At 73.7% G+C, this 16,054-nt stretch carries 10 protein-coding genes; 1 reads left to right on the top strand and 9 read right to left on the bottom strand.

The features are described from left to right. Positions 1-3,324 carry an FtsX-like permease family protein gene (locus tag ACIGJO_RS18320; protein ID WP_399959110.1) on the bottom strand — a complete coding sequence of 1,108 codons (3,324 nt, stop codon included), beginning with the start codon at positions 3,322-3,324 and terminating at the stop codon, positions 1-3. A 145-nt stretch (positions 3,325-3,469) separates the two neighbouring features. Continuing rightward, entirely contained in the window at positions 3,470-3,874 is a 405-nt protein-coding gene (locus ACIGJO_RS18315) for a globin (RefSeq protein WP_399959108.1), read from the bottom strand. 169 nt (positions 3,875-4,043) lie between these two features. On the opposite strand from ACIGJO_RS18315, the gene ACIGJO_RS18310 reads away from it, so the two are divergent. Continuing rightward, the gene (locus ACIGJO_RS18310) at positions 4,044-5,048 is read left to right on the top strand and encodes a methyltransferase domain-containing protein (RefSeq protein WP_399959106.1); all 1,005 of its coding nucleotides are present in this window, start codon (positions 4,044-4,046) and stop codon (positions 5,046-5,048) included. Here ACIGJO_RS18310 and ACIGJO_RS18305 read toward each other — a convergent pair. From ACIGJO_RS18305 to ACIGJO_RS18275, 7 genes are all read right to left on the bottom strand, one after another. Next, positions 5,045-6,448 (bottom strand): FHA domain-containing protein, encoded by a 1,404-nt coding sequence (locus tag ACIGJO_RS18305; protein ID WP_399959105.1) that lies wholly within the window; start codon positions 6,446-6,448, stop codon positions 5,045-5,047. The genes ACIGJO_RS18310 and ACIGJO_RS18305 overlap by 4 nt on opposite strands. Before the next feature lie 74 nt (positions 6,449-6,522). After that, entirely contained in the window at positions 6,523-7,881 is a 1,359-nt protein-coding gene (locus tag ACIGJO_RS18300) for a VWA domain-containing protein (protein WP_399959102.1), read from the bottom strand. Between the two features lie 77 nt (positions 7,882-7,958). After that, positions 7,959-9,371 carry a PP2C family serine/threonine-protein phosphatase gene (locus tag ACIGJO_RS18295; protein WP_399959100.1) on the bottom strand — a complete coding sequence of 471 codons (1,413 nt, stop codon included), beginning with the start codon at positions 9,369-9,371 and terminating at the stop codon, positions 7,959-7,961. Positions 9,372-9,373: 2 nt separating this feature from the next. Further along, a complete protein-coding gene (locus tag ACIGJO_RS18290) occupies positions 9,374-12,166 on the bottom strand; it encodes a tetratricopeptide repeat protein (RefSeq protein ID WP_399959098.1) in 2,793 nt (930 codons plus the stop codon). Next, complete coding sequence (locus tag ACIGJO_RS18285; RefSeq protein ID WP_399959096.1) at positions 12,163-13,509, bottom strand: hypothetical protein; 1,347 nt, start codon at positions 13,507-13,509, stop codon at positions 12,163-12,165. The genes ACIGJO_RS18290 and ACIGJO_RS18285 overlap by 4 nt, the downstream gene beginning before the upstream one ends. Positions 13,510-13,557: 48 nt before the next feature. Further along, a complete protein-coding gene (locus ACIGJO_RS18280) occupies positions 13,558-14,604 on the bottom strand; it encodes a glutamate ABC transporter substrate-binding protein (protein ID WP_399959094.1) in 1,047 nt (348 codons plus the stop codon). Between the two features lie 11 nt (positions 14,605-14,615). Continuing rightward, complete coding sequence (locus ACIGJO_RS18275; RefSeq protein WP_399959092.1) at positions 14,616-16,016, bottom strand: hypothetical protein; 1,401 nt, start codon at positions 16,014-16,016, stop codon at positions 14,616-14,618. Positions 16,017-16,054: the final 38 nt, after the last annotated feature.

The following is a 16,054-nucleotide window of genomic DNA, read 5'->3' as shown; positions in this document are numbered from 1 at the left end:
TCAGTTGTCCCCCTGGTGGCGCAGCGATACCGCCGGGTCGGCGCGGCGCAGCGCGATCGCCGCGACGGTCAGCAACGGCAGCGCGGCGACCCCGGCCAGCAGCGCGGCGACCTGGCCGGCCGGCAACTGCACCAGGACCTCGGGCACCGGCTGGGCCGCCTGCCTGGTCAGCACGATGAGCGGCACGACCGCCCTGGTCAGCGCGGCTCCGAGGGCCAGCCCGACCAGCAGCGCGATGGTGATCAGCACGCCCTGTTCGGCGGCGATCATCCGGGCCAGCCGGCGGCGCGGCGCCCCCAGGGCCCGCAGTACCGCGAACTCCGCGGACCGTTCGCGCTGCGAGCCCGCCGCGCTGACCGCGAAGCCGACCGCCGCCAGCGCGGCGGCCACCACCGTCACGGCGAGCAGCGCGGACTGCGGCCCCGCCCCCAGCGGGTCGTTGACCAGGTCCTGGGCGGTCTCGTCGCGCACCTGGACCTGGGCCGGGTCGGTGTCGGGCAGCTCGCGCAGCGCGGCGGCCGCCTTCGAGGAGCCGCCCGGGTCGGTACTCATCCACCACTCGGTGGGGGAGATGGTGGCCCCCGCCCGTTCGGCGAGCAGTTCGGTGACGGACCGCAGGTCGAGCAGCATGCCGCCGCCGTCCTTGGCCCGGGACGCGGAGTCCCCGGATTCCGTCAGGGCATCGGCGCCGGTCGTGGGCAGCTGGCGTACGGACTTCACGAGCGCCACCCGCACCACGTTCCCGGACAGGGTGACGTCGACCTCATCGCCCAGCTTCGCGCCCGCGGCCTTCAGATACGCGTCCGTCACGACCGCCTTGAGCGGTGCCGCCTTCGGGCGGACGGTGGCGATCCGCAGGGTGCTGGTCGCGGGGATGTACTCCGACAGCCCCTCCTGGGAGATCCCGGTGTTGTAGTCGAAGACCGGTGCGTCGCCGGACGTCTTCGCCTCGGCCGGAACCGGACCCGGCCGCTCCTCGCCGAGTTCGTTGATCGTCGTGCCGGCCTGCCAGCGCAGTCCGTCCTGCGCGCGCAGCGGCTGCCGCCCGCCACCGGCGGTCGTGGCGCCCAGCCCGCTCACGGTGAACCGGCGCTGCCGGGTGCGGTCCCCGGCCGGCTGGTCGTCGATCTCGAAGCCGGTCACGGCCAGTTCGGCCGCGGCGGCCACGGGGAGCGAGAGGGGGTGCGGCTTGCCGTCGATGGGTATCTGCCCGGCGAGTATCCGGTACGGAAGGCCGTAACGGTCCTCCAGCAGCACGGTGACCGTCGGCCCCGGATCCGGGGCTCCCGAGGCCGGCTTCCCCGCCGCCCGGCCGTCGATCCGCGCGTCGAACGTCAGCCGCTCGCTGCCCTTGGGCAGCAACAGCCCGGTACGGACGGCCTTCGCCGGGGCGATCGCGTCGAACAGCTGCCGCGGCTTCCCGTCGGCGAGGTCGGCGCGGATCAGCATGCCCTCGTCGGCGTGCCCGGTGTCCAGGGCGATGACCTGGCCCATGCGCCCGCCGGAAAGCTCCACCTCCGTGCGGTAGGCGGGCGCCGCCTCCCGTACCCCGGGAAGTCCCAGGTACGCGGCGGCCGTCGCCGGATCGCCGCTGAGCCCGCCCACCATGCGGACCGAGGCACCGGAGCGGAAGTCCGCCTGGTCGCCCTGCGAGCGGTTCCACGAAGCGCTCTGACCGATCGCCAGCATGCCCATCGCGACCGAGAGGACGAGCAGCAGCACCGGTCCGGCACCGCGCAGCGGCCGGCGGCTGAACTGCCAGCCGGCCAGCGCGGCGGGCAGCCCGCGGCCGCTCGCCGCGCGGCGCTCCGCGAGCTTCGCGGCCGGGGGCAGCAGCCGCAGGGTCAGTACGGTGCCGGCGAGCAGCGCCAGCGCGGGGGCGGCCACCAGCAGCGGATCGATGCCGAGGTCCCCCTCCCGGTCACCGCTGAGCGCCCCGCCGCCGGAGCCGCCGGTCTGGCGGTCCAGCTGCCAGTACGCCACCGCGGCGATCAGCAGCAGTCCGATGTCGGCACCCGCGCGCACCGGGCCGGGGAGGGAGGCGGCGCGCGCCTTGCGGCCGCCGCCCGCACTGGCGGCCAGCGCGGGCGCCACCACGGCCAGTGCGCAGGCCAGCGCGACGGTGGCGGCGACCAGCCACACCGTGCCTGTGGTCGCCTCCCCGAACCGCAGCCCGATCCGCGAGAGTTCGCTGCGCTCCGCGAGCAGCCGGGTCAGCGGCCCCGCGAGCAGCGGGGCGATGACGGCGGCGGGCACCGCGAGCATCAGCGCCTCGATCGCCGCGAACGACGTGATCCGGCCACGCGAACCGCCGCGGGCCCGCAGCAGTTCGGTCTCGCCGCCGCGTTCGCTGCTCAGCAGCCGGGCCACCAGCAGCAGGGCGTACGCGGCGAGCAGGACGAGCTGCACCGCGACGATCATCAGCGTCGAGCGGGCGACGAGGAGTGCCCGCTCGGTCTGGTCGAGAACGGTGGGCAGCCCGATCCGCGCGGTGGCGCCGTTCTTGAACACCGGGGTGGCCAGCAGGGCCTTCGGCCCGTCGGTGGACGCCGTGCGCAGCGCGTCCATGGAGTCGGTGGTCACCGTCCGGAAGTCGGCCGTGGCCAGCCAGGAGGTGTCGCCGGTGCTGAGCCGGCCGGAGCCGAGCAGCGCGGGATCGGTGAGCAGCGGACCGTAGGTGGTGAAGACGACCTTGCGGACACCGCGCCCGCTGAGCGAGTCCAGCTGCCAGTACGCGTCGGTCTGGTCGGACACCTCGTACAGGCCGGTGATCAGCACCTGCTGCCGGGTCTCGCTCAGCCGGTCGGTGAGGGTGAGCCGGGAGCCCGGCTTCAGCTTCAGGGTCTCGGCGGCGACACCGGGCAGGGCCACCTGTACGGGACCCCCGCCCTTCGTGGCCACCGGCAGCCGGCCCTCGGTGAGCCGGACCCGGCTGCGGTCGAGCGCGGCGAAGTGGGTGAGGTCGGGCTCACCGCGCCGGGCGGCCGGGGACTGGAGGTCGCGCGGCAGTGCGTACGGCCCCGAGCTCTCCAGCTTCCGTACGGTCACGGGCAGCCCGGCGAAGGTCTCGCGGGCCGCCTTGCGGGCGGCCTGCTCCGCCTGCTCGCGCTCCTGCCGGTTCTGCTGGTCCACCTGGGCGGAGACGACCAGGGAGGCGGAGGCGGCGGAGCGGTTGGTGAGCGTGTGACGCAGTGCGGCATCGCCCACGGAACCGGAGAACGCGGTGAGCGCCGCCAGTACCGATGTGGTGAGCAGCACCGCCAGGAGCGCCGCGGCGAGAAGGAGCCGGTGCGCCCTCACCCGCAGAAAGACGAAACCCGTCACCTGACCCCCCAGAACCCCTGAACCCGCACGCCCCCCGACGTCCACGTGATGCTTTCAGAGGGCACAGGGTTATGGAAACCGCTTGCGGGGTTACCTTGATCCGATCGTGACCGTTATCCGGGGATGGAGTGCTGTATTCCGGATATCAGTCCTCGGTGTTGATCATCGAGGCGGCGGCGTAGGTGAGGTATTTCCACAGCTGCTGCTCGTGTTCGGGCGCCAGGCCGAGCTCGTCGAGCGCGACCCGCATATGGCCCAGCCAGGCGTCATGAGCGGCCCGGTCGACCCGGAACGGGACGTGCCGCATCCGCAGCCGGGGGTGCCCGCGCTTCTCGCCGTAGGTCCGGGGGCCGCCCCAGTACTGGATCAGGAACAGCGTGAACCGCTCCTCGGCCGGGCCCAGATCCTCCTCCGGGTACATCGGTCGCAGCAGCTCGTCGTCCGCGACCCCCTCGTAGAAGCGGTGGACCAGGCGCCGGAAGGTCTCCTCGCCGCCGACCTGCTCGTAGAAGGTCTGCTCCTGAAGCGTGCCGTGCGGAATCTCTGTCACCCGTCCATGGTCGCAGACGCACCGGCCGAGGACCCGGGTCCTAGGACCCTCGTCCATACGCCCGCCCCCGCAACGCCCGTACACCCGCCCGGCCGCCCCGACCGCAACACCCGCCACGGAGCCCGTCGCGGTACTCGCCCCCGGAGCGCCGCCGCAGGACAGTGGGGGCATGGGAGCACACCACGAACAGTTCGCGGCCGACGCCGAGGCGGCGCGGTGGTCCCTGGCGCGGGCTCTCGCGGCGGCCGGAGCGCTCGGGGACCCCGCCTGGCGGGCCGCCTTCGAGGACGTACCGCGCCATCTGTTCGTGCCGTACTTCTACACCAGCGGTTCCCGCGGGTACGAACGGCTCTGGGGCGAGGACCCCCACCCCGTACGGCGCGGACGCTGGCTGCGCGGGGTGTACGCGGACGCCCCGCTGGCCACCCGGATCAGGGACGGCGAACTCATCTCGTCGAGCAGCCAGCCCTCCCTGATGGCCCGGATGCTCGACGAACTGGACGTACGGGACGGGCACACGGTCCTGGAGATCGGCGCGGGCACCGGATACAACGCGGCGCTGCTCGCCCACCGGCTCGGCGACCGGGCCGTGACCACCGTCGACCTGGACCCCGAGATCACGGAGTCCGCCGCCCGGCACCTCGCCGCGGCCGGCTACCGCCCGGCGGTGATCACGGGCGACGGGGCGCGCGGCTGCCCGGCGCGGGCCCCGTACGACCGGATCATCGCCACCTGCACCCTGCCGTCCGTACCGCACGCCTGGCTGGCCCAGTGCCGGCCGGACGGGCGGATCCTGGCCCCGTTCGCGACCGGGCTGATCTCCCTGGGCGTACGGGAGACGGCGCACGGCCGGTACGCGGAGGGCCGGTTCCTGCACACCCCGGCGTACTTCGTGCATCTGCGCGGTGCGCTGCCCCCGCCCGGCCGGCGCCGGCCCCTCGGCGGACTGCCGAGGGACGTGTTCGACGATGACCTCTTCCATTTCCTGCTGACCCTGACCGAGGGCAGTCTCGATCCGCACGAAGCACTCTCCCTCTGGCGGCGCGAGCGGCGCCCCCGGAGGGAGAGATACGGCATCACGGTCGGGCCGGAAGGGCAGTGGGCGTGGCTGGACGACCCGGAGGGTCCGTACGCCTGGCCGCTGGCCGAGGGCGTGGACCGGGACCCCCGTTAGTCCCGGCGGACCGTGATCGTCGTCCAGGCGCCGACGTGCACCTGGTCACCGTCCTGGAGGGGGACGGGGACATAGGGCTGGATCGGGTCCTCGGCACCGTTGAGCGTGGTGCCGTTGGTGGAGTTCTGGTCGACCACGGCCCAGCTGCCGTCGGGCTGCTGCACCAGCACCGCGTGCTGGTGCGAGACGCCCGGGTCCTCCGGCGGCACCGAGAGGTCGACGTCGGGCGACTCCCCGGTGCTGTGCCGGCGGCGCCCGATGGTGATCTGGCTGCCGGTGAGCGCGAGGCGCTGCTCCGGGGAGTACGCGGGCAGGTTGAGCCCGGTCGCCTCGGGGCCGCTGCGCTGCATCATCGCCAGGAAGTACTCACGGTCCGGGGCGATCACGGCCGTCCAGGTGGTGGCGGCGGCAGGGGCGGCGACGGGCTGCTGGTGCTGCCCCTGGTCGTGTCCCTGCCCCGGGAACTGCGGTGCTCCCTGCGGCCCCTGGGACGTCCGGGGTGTCTGCGGGACCTGAGCCTGGAATCCCTGCGGCAGCTGCGGGATGGGCGCCTGCGGTGCCTGGGGCGCCTGCGGTGCCTGGGGCGCCTGCGGTGCCTGTGCCTGCGAGGGCGGTGACAGCATCCAGTCGTCCCCGCCGGTCTGCGGGGCCTGCGGCTGCGGCGGCGCGGGCGGTGCCGACTGCTGCTGGTGCGGCGGGAACGGCGAAGGCGCCGACTGCTGCTGGAACGAGGGCGGGGCGGGCTGCTGCTGGAACGACTGCGGGGGCGGCGCGCTCTGCTGGAACGACGGCGGAGGCCCCTGCTGGAACGACGGCGGAGGCGGCCCACCCTGGCCACCGGGACCGGGCTGGCCACCCAGGCCGGGCTGCCCAGGACCGGGATGGCCACCGTGGCCGGGCTGCTCCGGCGCGAGCGGTTCGGCCGGGCGGTTCACCTGCGAGGGGCGCGAGCCCTGGTACTCGAACGGATCACGCGGCTGCTGCGGCGGTGCCGACTGCTGCTGCGGGGGCTGCGGGGGCGACGCCTGCTGCGGAGGCTGCTGGGCCTGGAAGCCGGGCGGCAGATTGAGCCCCGGCACCGGGCTGCCGCTCTGGGCGCCGTGCGGCGGGGCGATCGGGGTGTACGAGGTCGCCGTGTTGGTGAGGAAGTTCCAGCGGCACTCCTCGCAGAACGGCGCCATCGCCTCACGCGGGGTGCGGCACTGCGGGCACAGCTCGGCCTGCACGGTCGGCTGCGAGCCGGGGCCGGGGCCCTGTGGGAAGCCGTAACCGGGCGCGGGCGGCGGGGGAGGCGGCGGCGGTACCGCGCCGGCGGGCGCACCCGCTCCGGCCATGCGGTGTCCGCAGACCTCGCACCAGTCCTCGGAACCCGACTGGTGTCCGTTCGGGCAGGTCGGCATGTCGGCGCTTCCCCCTCTCCTCGTCCGGCCCGCAGGCCGTCATGCTCATTCGGTCGCGGTGTGTTGCGCTCTCGCTACTTCTTGACGCGAACGGTCTTGGTGGAGCGGGTTTCGAGGGTCATCTCGTCCGCCTCCGCGACCTTCGCCTTCAGTCGCACAGTACCGGTCGCCGCATCGACGACGTCGACCACCTTCGAAAGCAGTTTCGCGGTGTCCTCGTTCCCGGAGGCCGAGGCGAGCTGCACCGCGCGGCCCAGTTTCGCGGTCGCGCCGTCGAAGTCGCCCGACTTGCGTGCGTCGAGTCCCTGCTGGATGACTTGTGCCAGTTCGGCCTGTCCCGTGTAGTGCGCGACCTGCGGATTGATCGAGGTGGACGCGGCCATGTCGTCCGTCCACACCGCCCGTACGAGTCCCTGCGACAGGGCCTGCGGAGCGCCGCCCGAGGGGTCGGGAAGGATCAGCGAGACGCGGGCCGCCAGCATCTCCTGTCCGATTCCGGCCTGGGGGACCTGGACGCACACGTGATAGTCGCGGGACTCGTCGCCCCAGGAACCGGTGGGGTAGTCCCCGGCGCGCGGCCCCGCCTCGGTGCGCCTGCCGGTCAGGTCGGCGACGGTGGGCGCCACCTGCTTCACGAACCGGATCTCGACCCCGACGGGCGTCCAGAGCCGCAGCGCCACGTCCGCGACCTCCTTGCCCATCGCGTTCTCCATCATCTGTGTGAAGTCCGCGGCCAGGCCCGCCGGGTCGGCGACGATGTCGGCCGTTCCCAGGAGCGCGGAGGCGATGGCGGTGACCTCCTTCACCTCCCAGTCGGTGCCGACCCCGCGGGCGTCGCAGGTGAAGCGGCCCGCACAGGATTCGAGGGCGGCCCGCAGGTCCTGCGGGGACTCGTGCTCGTTGCGGCCGTCGGTCAGCAGGATGCCGTGCCGGATGTCCGCGTCGGCGGCGGCCAGCAGCCGGTCGGTGAGCCGCAGCCAGGTGCCGATCGCGGTGCCGCCGCCCGCGCTGAGCCGGCGCAGCGCGTCCTTCGCCTGTGCCTTGGTCTGCGCGTCGGCGGTGGCGAGCCGCCCGTTGCCGGGATAGATGTCCTTGGCCACATGCGTACCGGCGACCACCGAGAAGCGGGTGCCCTCGCGCAGGGTGTCGATGGCCGCGGCCGTCGCGTCACGGGCGTTGCGCATCTTCGTCGGCGGGTAGTCCATCGACCCGGAGCAGTCGACCATGATCACCACGGCGGCGTTCGGCGCCTGCCCGGGAAGGTACGTGGGCGTGGCCGGCGTACCGCTCAGCGGTATGCCGCCGGTGGTGCCGCCGCCGGTCGAGGTGACCGTGACGATCGCGTTGACCTCACGGCCGCCGTCGGGCAGGAATTCGTTCTGGTACACCTCGACCGAGAACTGCGGCACGTTCGACTTGGAGAAGTTGGCCATCTGATCGGCTCCTAGAGGCGGGAATCAGCCGGAGGACGGGGATACGGCCGGAGGACCGGTGAAGCGGGAACCGGGGCTCACGCGGTGCTGTGGGCCGATCCTTCCCCCTGCGGAGGTACGGCGAACGGCAGCAGCGCCACTGTGATGTTGTCGTGGCCCCCGCCGTCGAGCGCGTGCCCCACCAGTACCTGGGCGCCGTGCAGCGGCCGCGCGTACGCGTCCGGGGGTACGGCCGCGGCCATCTCCGCGGCGGACTCCGCGTAGTTCCAGAGCCCGTCCGTGCACACCACCACCAGACCCGGCCGGTCCGGCTTGAACGAGGCGGTGTGCGGCTCCAGTTCGTAGCTGTCGGCGCCGAGCCAGCCCGTGATGGCGTGGGCGCGCTCGTCCGCGTACGCCTCCGCCTCGTTCATCAGACCGGCCGCCACCATCTGCGCGGCCCACGAGTCGTCCTCGGTGAGCCGGGCGGGCGGGTTGGCGCGGTCGTCCGGGACCCAGTAGACCCGGCTGTCACCGACCCAGCCGATCACCAGCAGACCGCCCGCCATGATCGCGCCGACCAGGGTGCAGGCCGGGGCGTTCTGATGCCGGTGGGTCTCGTGCTCCGGCACCCGCACCGGCTCCTGGGCCAGCGCGTTGACCGCTTCCGAGGCGGCGATGATCGCGTCGTGCATCGCCTGCTGCGGATGCGTACCGCGCGGCAGCGACTCCAGCAGTGTCTCGTTGGCGCAGCTCGCGGCGGCGGCCGAGGCCTCGTCGGGGCGGCTCGCGGAGGAGACGCCGTCGCAGACGATCGCGACGACGGCCGGTGAGCCGTCCGGCAGGGCGGTCGAGGACACCGCGAAGGAGTCCTCGTTGCGGTGGTGGCGCAGACCCCGGTCGCTGACCGCGGCCACCGAGCCCAGTTCCTGTTCCATGTGGTCCCGCTCGCGGGGCTGCGCGTGGCCGCAGTTCTCGCAGTAGCCGTCGGTGTCCACCCGGCCCGAACGGCAGGCCACGCAGAGCTTGGTGCCCGCCGCCGGGGTGGCGGTGTGCTCCGCCGTACGGGGGTCGGGCGCCGCCAGCGCGAAGTCGCCCGAGTCGTCCGGGGCGGCCGCGCCCGCCGGGCCGCCCGGGACGTCGTGGCGCACCGGGTCCGGGGACGGGCCGGGGTCCGGGGCCGTGGTGGGCAGGGGCTTGCCGCCCGAGTCCGTACCGGGCAGGTCGGCCGCACGGTGCAGGGGGGCGGGCCGATCGGAGCTGTCGACCTCGGACGCGGCCGGCCAGTCCACCGCGCCGGTGCCCGGAGCGGCACCGGCGCCCGGAGCGGCACCGGCACCGGGCGCGCCCGTCACCGGCACGCCGATGGGCATCGTCGGGCGGTCGTCCGGCGGTGGGGGTACGGCCGACAGGTCGTACCCGCACGCACCGCAGAACAGGTCGCCCGACTCCAGCGGCTCCTCGCAGCCGGGGCACCTCGACAAGGAGGTCTGCTGGTGGATCTGTGACATCTTCACACCCACGTCCGGGGGCGGAAACGGTTGGCCCGCTCCACCAGTTCGATCCTCTCGTCGCCCCGCTGGGCGAGCCGGGCGAGCATCCGGTACGAGCGCTCCAGCCCGAACCGCAGTCCCCGCTCGTCCAGTTCGGTGCCGAGCAGTCTGTGTGTGCCCGGAGCACCGGCGGACGGACCGACCGGGGCCGCACCGGGACTACCGGAGAGTACCCAGTCCAGTGCCTTGCCCAGTACCTCGGTCGACAACTGCTCGCGGCGCACCGGGTCCAGTCCGAAGCCGGCCAGCGCCGACACCTGGACCGCGGCGGCCGTCAGGTCCGTCAGCAGCTGCTCCCCGGGGGTACGTTCACGCAGCCGTGCCCGCACGGCGGCGACCCGGGCCGCCGTGTAGTGGATCGACGCCTCCGGCACCGATTCCAGGGTGCGCACCGACCCGGCCCGGTCCCCGGCGGCGATCTGCACCCGGGCCAGGCCGAAGGCGGCGCTGACGAAGCTCGGGTCGGTCGTCCACACGAGGCGGTAGTACTCGGCGGCGTTGTCCAGCTGGCCCAGCACCTCCGCGCAGATGCCCAGCGCCAGCTTGGGCGCGGGCTCCCCGGGAAAGGCGTCGTAGACCGCGTCGAAGGACAGCGCGGCGTTCTCGTTGTCCCCGGTCACCAGTGAGGTGATGCCCCGGTACCAGACGACCCGCCAGTCGTCCGGGTGCTGCCCCTCCAGGGTGCTCAGGGTCTGTGCGGCGGCGTCCGGTTCACCCATCTCCAGCCGGGCCCGCAGCTCCCGCAGCCGGGTCTCCAGGGAAGCGGCGGGTACGGAGTGGAGCGCGGCGATCAGTTCGGCGGGTGCGGAGGCCATCAGCCCGGCCAGGAACCCGGCGTTCGGGTCGGCGGTGTCGACCCGGGGCACCGGCAGCGCGAGCGAGGTGCCCCGCGCGTCGAGCCCGGGGAGCCGGACGCCCTGACCGGTGCCGGCCGCCCCCGGCGGGGCGGGCGCGGCCGCCGCCCGGGGCGCCGGAACAGCGGCCTGTGCCGGTGCGTACGCGGGCGCCTGGACGCCGCCCGCGCCGTAGCCGGGAGCGCCGGAGCCGCCCTGCACATGGGTGAGCGGCGCCGAAAGCGGCGCCGACAGCGGGGCGCCCCCCGCGGCGGGGTACCCGGGCGCGGGCGGCAGCCCCGTGGCCGGGCCGCCCACCGGAAGGGCACCCGCCACCGCCGTCGCGGCCGCACCCGGGGCCGGGGGCGGCGCGGCACCGGAGCCGCCGCGGCGCTTGCGCCGGCCCACCGGATCGGTCCGGAAGCCCAGCTGGGACACGTCCCCCGTCAGCGCGAAGAACAACTCCGTGTCCGTCACCCGCAGTTCCGTGCCGAAGAGCGTCGACAGCGCCGGCCGCGGCCGTCCCGTCTGGAGCGCCACGACCTCCCGCAGCACCCCCGTCAGCTGCTCGGCCATCTCGGTCGCCGAGGCGAAGCGCCGCGCCGGATCAGGGTCGGTGGCCCGTACCAGCAGCCGGTAGAACGACTCGTACGTCCGGAACACCTCGATGTTGTCCGGGTCCGGCAGCGAGTCCACGAAGACGTTCGTGTACCCCTGGAAGTCGAAGGTGAGCACCGCGAGCGTCCGCGCGACCGTGTACAGGTCGGAGGCGACCGACGGGCCGACCTCCGCGACCTCGGGCGCCTGGTAGCCCACGGTGCCGTAGATGGCCGACTCCTCGTCGTCCATCCGGCGCACGGCGCCCATGTCGATCAGCTTGAGCTGGTCCTCGGTCTGGATCGCGTTGTCGACCTTGAAGTCGCAGTACAGCAGATTCCGGCTGTGCAGATGGCCGAGCGCCTCCAGGGCCTCGATCCCGTACGCGCATGCCTGCTCGACCGGCAGCGGGTCCCGCTTCCCGGCCGGGGTGCGGCGCTCGTTCGCGATCTCCTTGAGCGCCTTGCCGCCGACGTACTCCATCACTATGTAGCCGTCGAGCGACCCGGTCCGCTGATCGAGGTGCTCGACGAAGTTGTAGATGCGGACGATGTTGGAGTGCTCGATCTCCGCGAGGAAGCGGCGCTCCGAGATGGCCGCGGCCATCGCGTCCTGGTCACCGGTGTCCAGCAGGCCCTTGAGGACCACCCAGCGGTCGGAGACGGCACGGTCCACCGCGAGGTAGACCCAGCCGAGCCCGCCGTGCGCCAGACAGCCCGCGACCTCGTACTGGCCGTGCACGATGTCCCCGCCGCGCAGCTTCGGCACGAAGGAGTAGGGGTGGCCGCACTTCGTGCAGAACCCCTCGGTGCGGCCCGGCCGCTCGCCGCGCGCCCGGCCCACCGGGGCCCCGCAGTCGGACCGGGAGCAGAACCGCTTGCGCTCGGGGACCTCGGGATTCTCCATCACCGCGGTACGCGGGTCGGGGCGCGGCACGTCCGGGACCTGGACCAGGCCCGCGCCCAGCCTGCCCCGGCCGGAGGAGCCGGACGCGGTCCCCGAGGAACGCACCGACACCGAACGGGACGTGGCGGCACCGGACAGCGAGCGCGACAGCCGTCCGGAGACGGAGCGCCGTGAGGTCGAGGACCGTGAGGAGGCCCGTGACGAGGCAGGGGCCGAGGCGCGCGAGGCCGACCGCCGGGAACCGCTGCTGCCCCGGCCGCTCGCCCGGCCGCCGCCCGCGATACCCGTGGGTGGCGAGGAGACCATGCCGTTGGGCGAGACGACCGGCGCCAGCCCGCAGGTGTCGCAGTACAGCTCACCGCCGCCCATGTCCTCGTAACTGCCCTCGCACGCGGGGCGCTGGCACTGCGTACTCATCGTGTGTCCCCCTGTTCGCCCCGACGGTCCTCGGGTGAGGACGGCCGCTGCGGTGTCAGCAGTTCCGCGGCCGTCCGCTGATAACGCAGCACCGCCTGCCCGGCGACCCGCAGATCGCACGGGGCGCTCCACAGCATCCGGCGCGCGGCGTCGTACCGCTCGATCAGGAGCGGGTCCTCCGCGAGCCCGTGCCGGGCCACCTTCGCCCGGTACGCGTCGAGCCGGCCGCGCAGTTCCGCGCGGACCGCGAGCGGCGCGGTGACGGACGTCAGCGACTCCCGGGCCCGCAGCAGCTCGTCCTCGGCCTCCCGCTCCAGTGACTCCAGGAGCGGCGAGAGCCGGTGCCACAGAGCGTGCCTGCGGTAGTCGGACGCCGCCGCGAGCCGCTCCTGAAGAGCCGTCGGCGGGCCGCTCACCGCGGGCACCTCGGACGCGGCGATCTTCGCCAGCACCTCGCCGCGCGCCGCGCGGGCCTCGGCCAGCGTGCGGTCCGCCCGCGAGAGCACGTCCCGCAGCTGGACCAGGCGCTGTTCGGCGTCCTGGCGGACCGCGAGCACCGCCTCGATCTCCCGGCGTACGTCCTCCAGGGCGCGGGCCGCCCGGTCGTACCGGATGGTGTCCGGGCGCCCGCCGCCGGGTGCCGCGCTGCCGGGGCCCGGCAGCCAGAACGCCAGCGGGTCGGAGATCACCTGCACCCGCAGTGTGGTCAGTTCCCGGGTGATCTCCTCCAGGTCGTCGCCCGCCGGATGCTCACCGGGACGCACCCCCACCGAGTGGGCCAGCGAGCGGGTCCGGTGGAGTTCGGCGGCGAGCAGGTCTATCCGGGCGGGCAGCGCGGACCATACGGAGTCCGAGGCGACGACCATGTCCAGCGAGCGGGCGTACAGCTCGTTCATCCGGCCCACCAGCTCCTCCAGCGTGAACCGCTCGGAGAGCCGGGCCGGACCGGTGATCGAGGGGGCGGACAGCGCCGCGGTGCCCGCCACCGTGACGCTCTCCCCGCGCAGCAGCCCGGTCAGGGCGACCAGGTCGTCCCGGTTCGGGTAGCGCCTGCGGGCCCGGACCTCGCGGGCCTCGGCCAGCGCGCCGGCGTACGCGTCGAAGTACCCCCACAGCAGGGTGATCGCCTGATCGGTCGTGGCCCAGCGGTCACGGGTGACACCGGTCAGCTCGGCGCCCTCCAGGAGCCGGCGGCCGGCATGGTCCTGGAGGGCGAGGAGCGAGGTCTCGATGGCCTCGTGCTCCGCGCCGAGCCGGGCCAGCGCACGGTCCGCCTCCTCCCGGTCCATGACCGGGCCGGGGGGCTTCCCCGCGAAGCTGGGGAAGGATCCCGCCACGCCCATCGATCACCTCTCAGCTCTCCCCGCCGGGCCCGTGGGCCCGCGACGGGATCAGTTGCTCCGGTACTTGGGCGCCGGCGGCGCCTTGATCCCGGGCAGCCCGGTCTCCAGCCATTCGCGGTACGAACGCATCCAGGGACTGTCGTTCCCGCCCGCGCGGTAGTCGACCAGCACCTGATTGACGCGGGCCACCAGATCGTCCGCGCCCTTCTTCGCCGCCACGCCGTAGTACTCGGTGGTGAACGGCTTGTCGCCCTTGAGGGCCACCGCCGGGTCCTGCGCCGCCTGGCCCGCCGCCAGGGCGTTGTCCGTGACGATCGCGTCGACCTCACCGAGCTGGAGACGGACCAGACAGTCCAGCTGATTGGGCACGGTCAGCTGGTCCTTGTCCCGCCCGGTGCCGTCGGCGTCGTCCTTGAACACCGCGCCGAAGGACTGCTTCTCCAGCGCCTCGTACGCGGTGGAGCCCTCGGCGGTGCAGACGCGCTTCCCCTTCAGCGAGGAGTCGTACCCCGTGATCGCCGAGTCCTTCGGGGCCAGGACCTGCTGCCCGGCCTGGAAGTAGGCGGTGGAGAAGGACACCTGCTCCAGCCGCTTGCAGTTGATCGTCATCGTCCGTACGACCACGTCGACCCGGCCCTGCTCCAGGGCCGTGATGCGCTGGTTGGTGGGGATGGCCCGGAAGATCACCGCGTCGCGGTCGCCCAGGATGTCCTGCGCGATGGCCCGCACCAGGTCGATGTCGAAGCCTTCGAGCGAGCCGGTCTCCGGATTGCCCGGATTGCGGTAACCCCACTGGTAACTGTTCTGGTCGACACCGGCGATCAGCTTGCCGCGCTCGCGGATCTTCTCGATGTTCGGCCCGCTCTCCTTCGACGCGGGCAGGCTCGCCTCCGGTTCGGTGCACGCCTCCGCCCGCGCGGGCACCACCGAGGTCCTCCCCGGGCCCGCCGGCTCCGCGCCGAACGGTCCCGTACGGCCGTGGGACAGCGGCAGCAGGGTGAGCGAGGCCGTGACGGCACAGGCGACCGCCATGCCCGTCACCCCGCCCCAGCCGCGCAGCCGGCCGCGTGCGGCCCAGTCCTTCGCCCCGGTCATCGCTGCCCCTCTCACCGGTACTCCGAGAGCCTGCGGTTGACGCCCACGACGACGCCCGCCGCGCCCAGCACCGCCAGCACGGCGGCCCCGACCGGCAGCCCGCCCAGCGCCCCGCGCCCGTCCGTCGCCGACCGGGTGAACTCGCCCTGCTCATGGGCGAGCGCCTTCTCCACTGCCGTGTCCACCTGGTGGAACGACTCGCCCGTGGTGCCCTCCGGGCCGATGATCTGCTTCAGCGCGCCGTCGTAGTCGCCGTTGTCGTCGGTCGCACGGGCCTTGCGGTGACGGGCCTGCCACTGGGACACACTGGTGATGGCCTTCGCCACCGGATCTCTCCCCCGGGGGTTGTCGGCGAGCGTCCCGGCCTTCTTCAACTGCGCGCCGAGGGACTTCATGCCGGTGGTGTAGTCGGTCTCGTACTTGTCCGCGGTGCCGTCCTCGGTCAGTACGGCACCGCGGGCGACCAGGGTGAGGTTCTCATTGGCGCGCGCCTTCAGCGAGCTGATCCGCGCGTTGTTGAGGACATCGAGCGACTCCTGCCCGTGGACCATCGCGGCCCGCAGCTCGGTCCGCGCCACCGTGTGGCCCACCGCCATCCACAGCAGCAGCACCGTCGCGGCGGCCGTGGCCGCCAGCAGACCGTGGTTGAAGACCCGGTTGGTACGGCGGTAGTTGCGCCGCTGGAGCCACACCAGCGCGGCCAGCGCCACGACCCCGGCGACGAGGGAGAGATACGGGAACTGCCGGGCGTCGGCGGAGTCACGGCCGAGCCGTCCCGTCTCCGCCACGTACAGCCGCTCGGCGGCGGGCAGCAGCTCGTCGCTCATCTTCTGGTTCGCGTACCGGAGATAGGCCCCGCCCAGCGGCAGGCCCTGCCGGTTGTTGGCGCGGGCCCGCTCGATCAGACCGGTGTACACCGGCAGCAGTTCGTTCAGCGTGGCGATCTCGTGCCCGGAGCTGGTTGTGGCGTCCGTGCCCGCCGCGGCCTTCACCAGCAGCCGCGAGGCGTCCCTGATGTCCCGCTCGTACTGCTCGTGCACGTTCCTCGGCTCCTGGGCCCCCGCCAGGAAGCCGCTCGCCGCCATCGTGTCCGCGTCGGCCAGCGAGCGGTAGATGGCCGCCGCGTCCGCGCTCAGCGGCTGACTGCGGCTGACCACGTCGTCGGCGGCGGAGGCCCGGCCCGAGATCTCCATGGCCGTCACCGCTCCGAACGCCACGACCAGCAGCGCCAGTACGGCTCCGATGATCTGCAGCCGGCCGGGTTCGGTCGTCGCCGCGGCCCGCAGCCGCTCCGTCTGCCCGCTCCAGGCACCACGGCGCTGCGCGGGTACGGTCGCGGAGGACTGGGCGGGCGCGGACGGCTGAGCCGGTGCCCGCTCCGCCCGCGAGCCCCCCATCGGCGGGTGTGTCACTCGACCTCCCCCTCGGTCACTGACGGTGGCCCGGCCCC

The sequence above is a fragment of the Streptomyces sp. NPDC079020 genome, assembly GCF_044542225.1.
Lineage (GTDB): Bacteria > Actinomycetota > Actinomycetes > Streptomycetales > Streptomycetaceae > Streptomyces.
Note: the sequence above shows the minus strand (reverse complement) of the source record. Positions and strands in the feature narration are given on the sequence as shown.

Coding starts and splice junctions, on each gene's coding strand:
- ACIGJO_RS18290 (WP_399959098.1), bottom strand. CDS start 12,166: ATGAGTACGCAGTGCCAGCGCCCCGCGTGCGAGGGCAGTTACGAGGAC.
- ACIGJO_RS18285 (WP_399959096.1), bottom strand. CDS start 13,509: ATGGGCGTGGCGGGATCCTTCCCCAGCTTCGCGGGGAAGCCCCCCGGC.
- ACIGJO_RS18300 (WP_399959102.1), bottom strand. CDS start 7,881: ATGGCCAACTTCTCCAAGTCGAACGTGCCGCAGTTCTCGGTCGAGGTG.
- ACIGJO_RS18295 (WP_399959100.1), bottom strand. CDS start 9,371: ATGTCACAGATCCACCAGCAGACCTCCTTGTCGAGGTGCCCCGGCTGC.
- ACIGJO_RS18310 (WP_399959106.1), top strand. CDS start 4,044: ATGGGAGCACACCACGAACAGTTCGCGGCCGACGCCGAGGCGGCGCGG.
- ACIGJO_RS18280 (WP_399959094.1), bottom strand. CDS start 14,604: ATGACCGGGGCGAAGGACTGGGCCGCACGCGGCCGGCTGCGCGGCTGG.
- ACIGJO_RS18305 (WP_399959105.1), bottom strand. CDS start 6,448: ATGCCGACCTGCCCGAACGGACACCAGTCGGGTTCCGAGGACTGGTGC.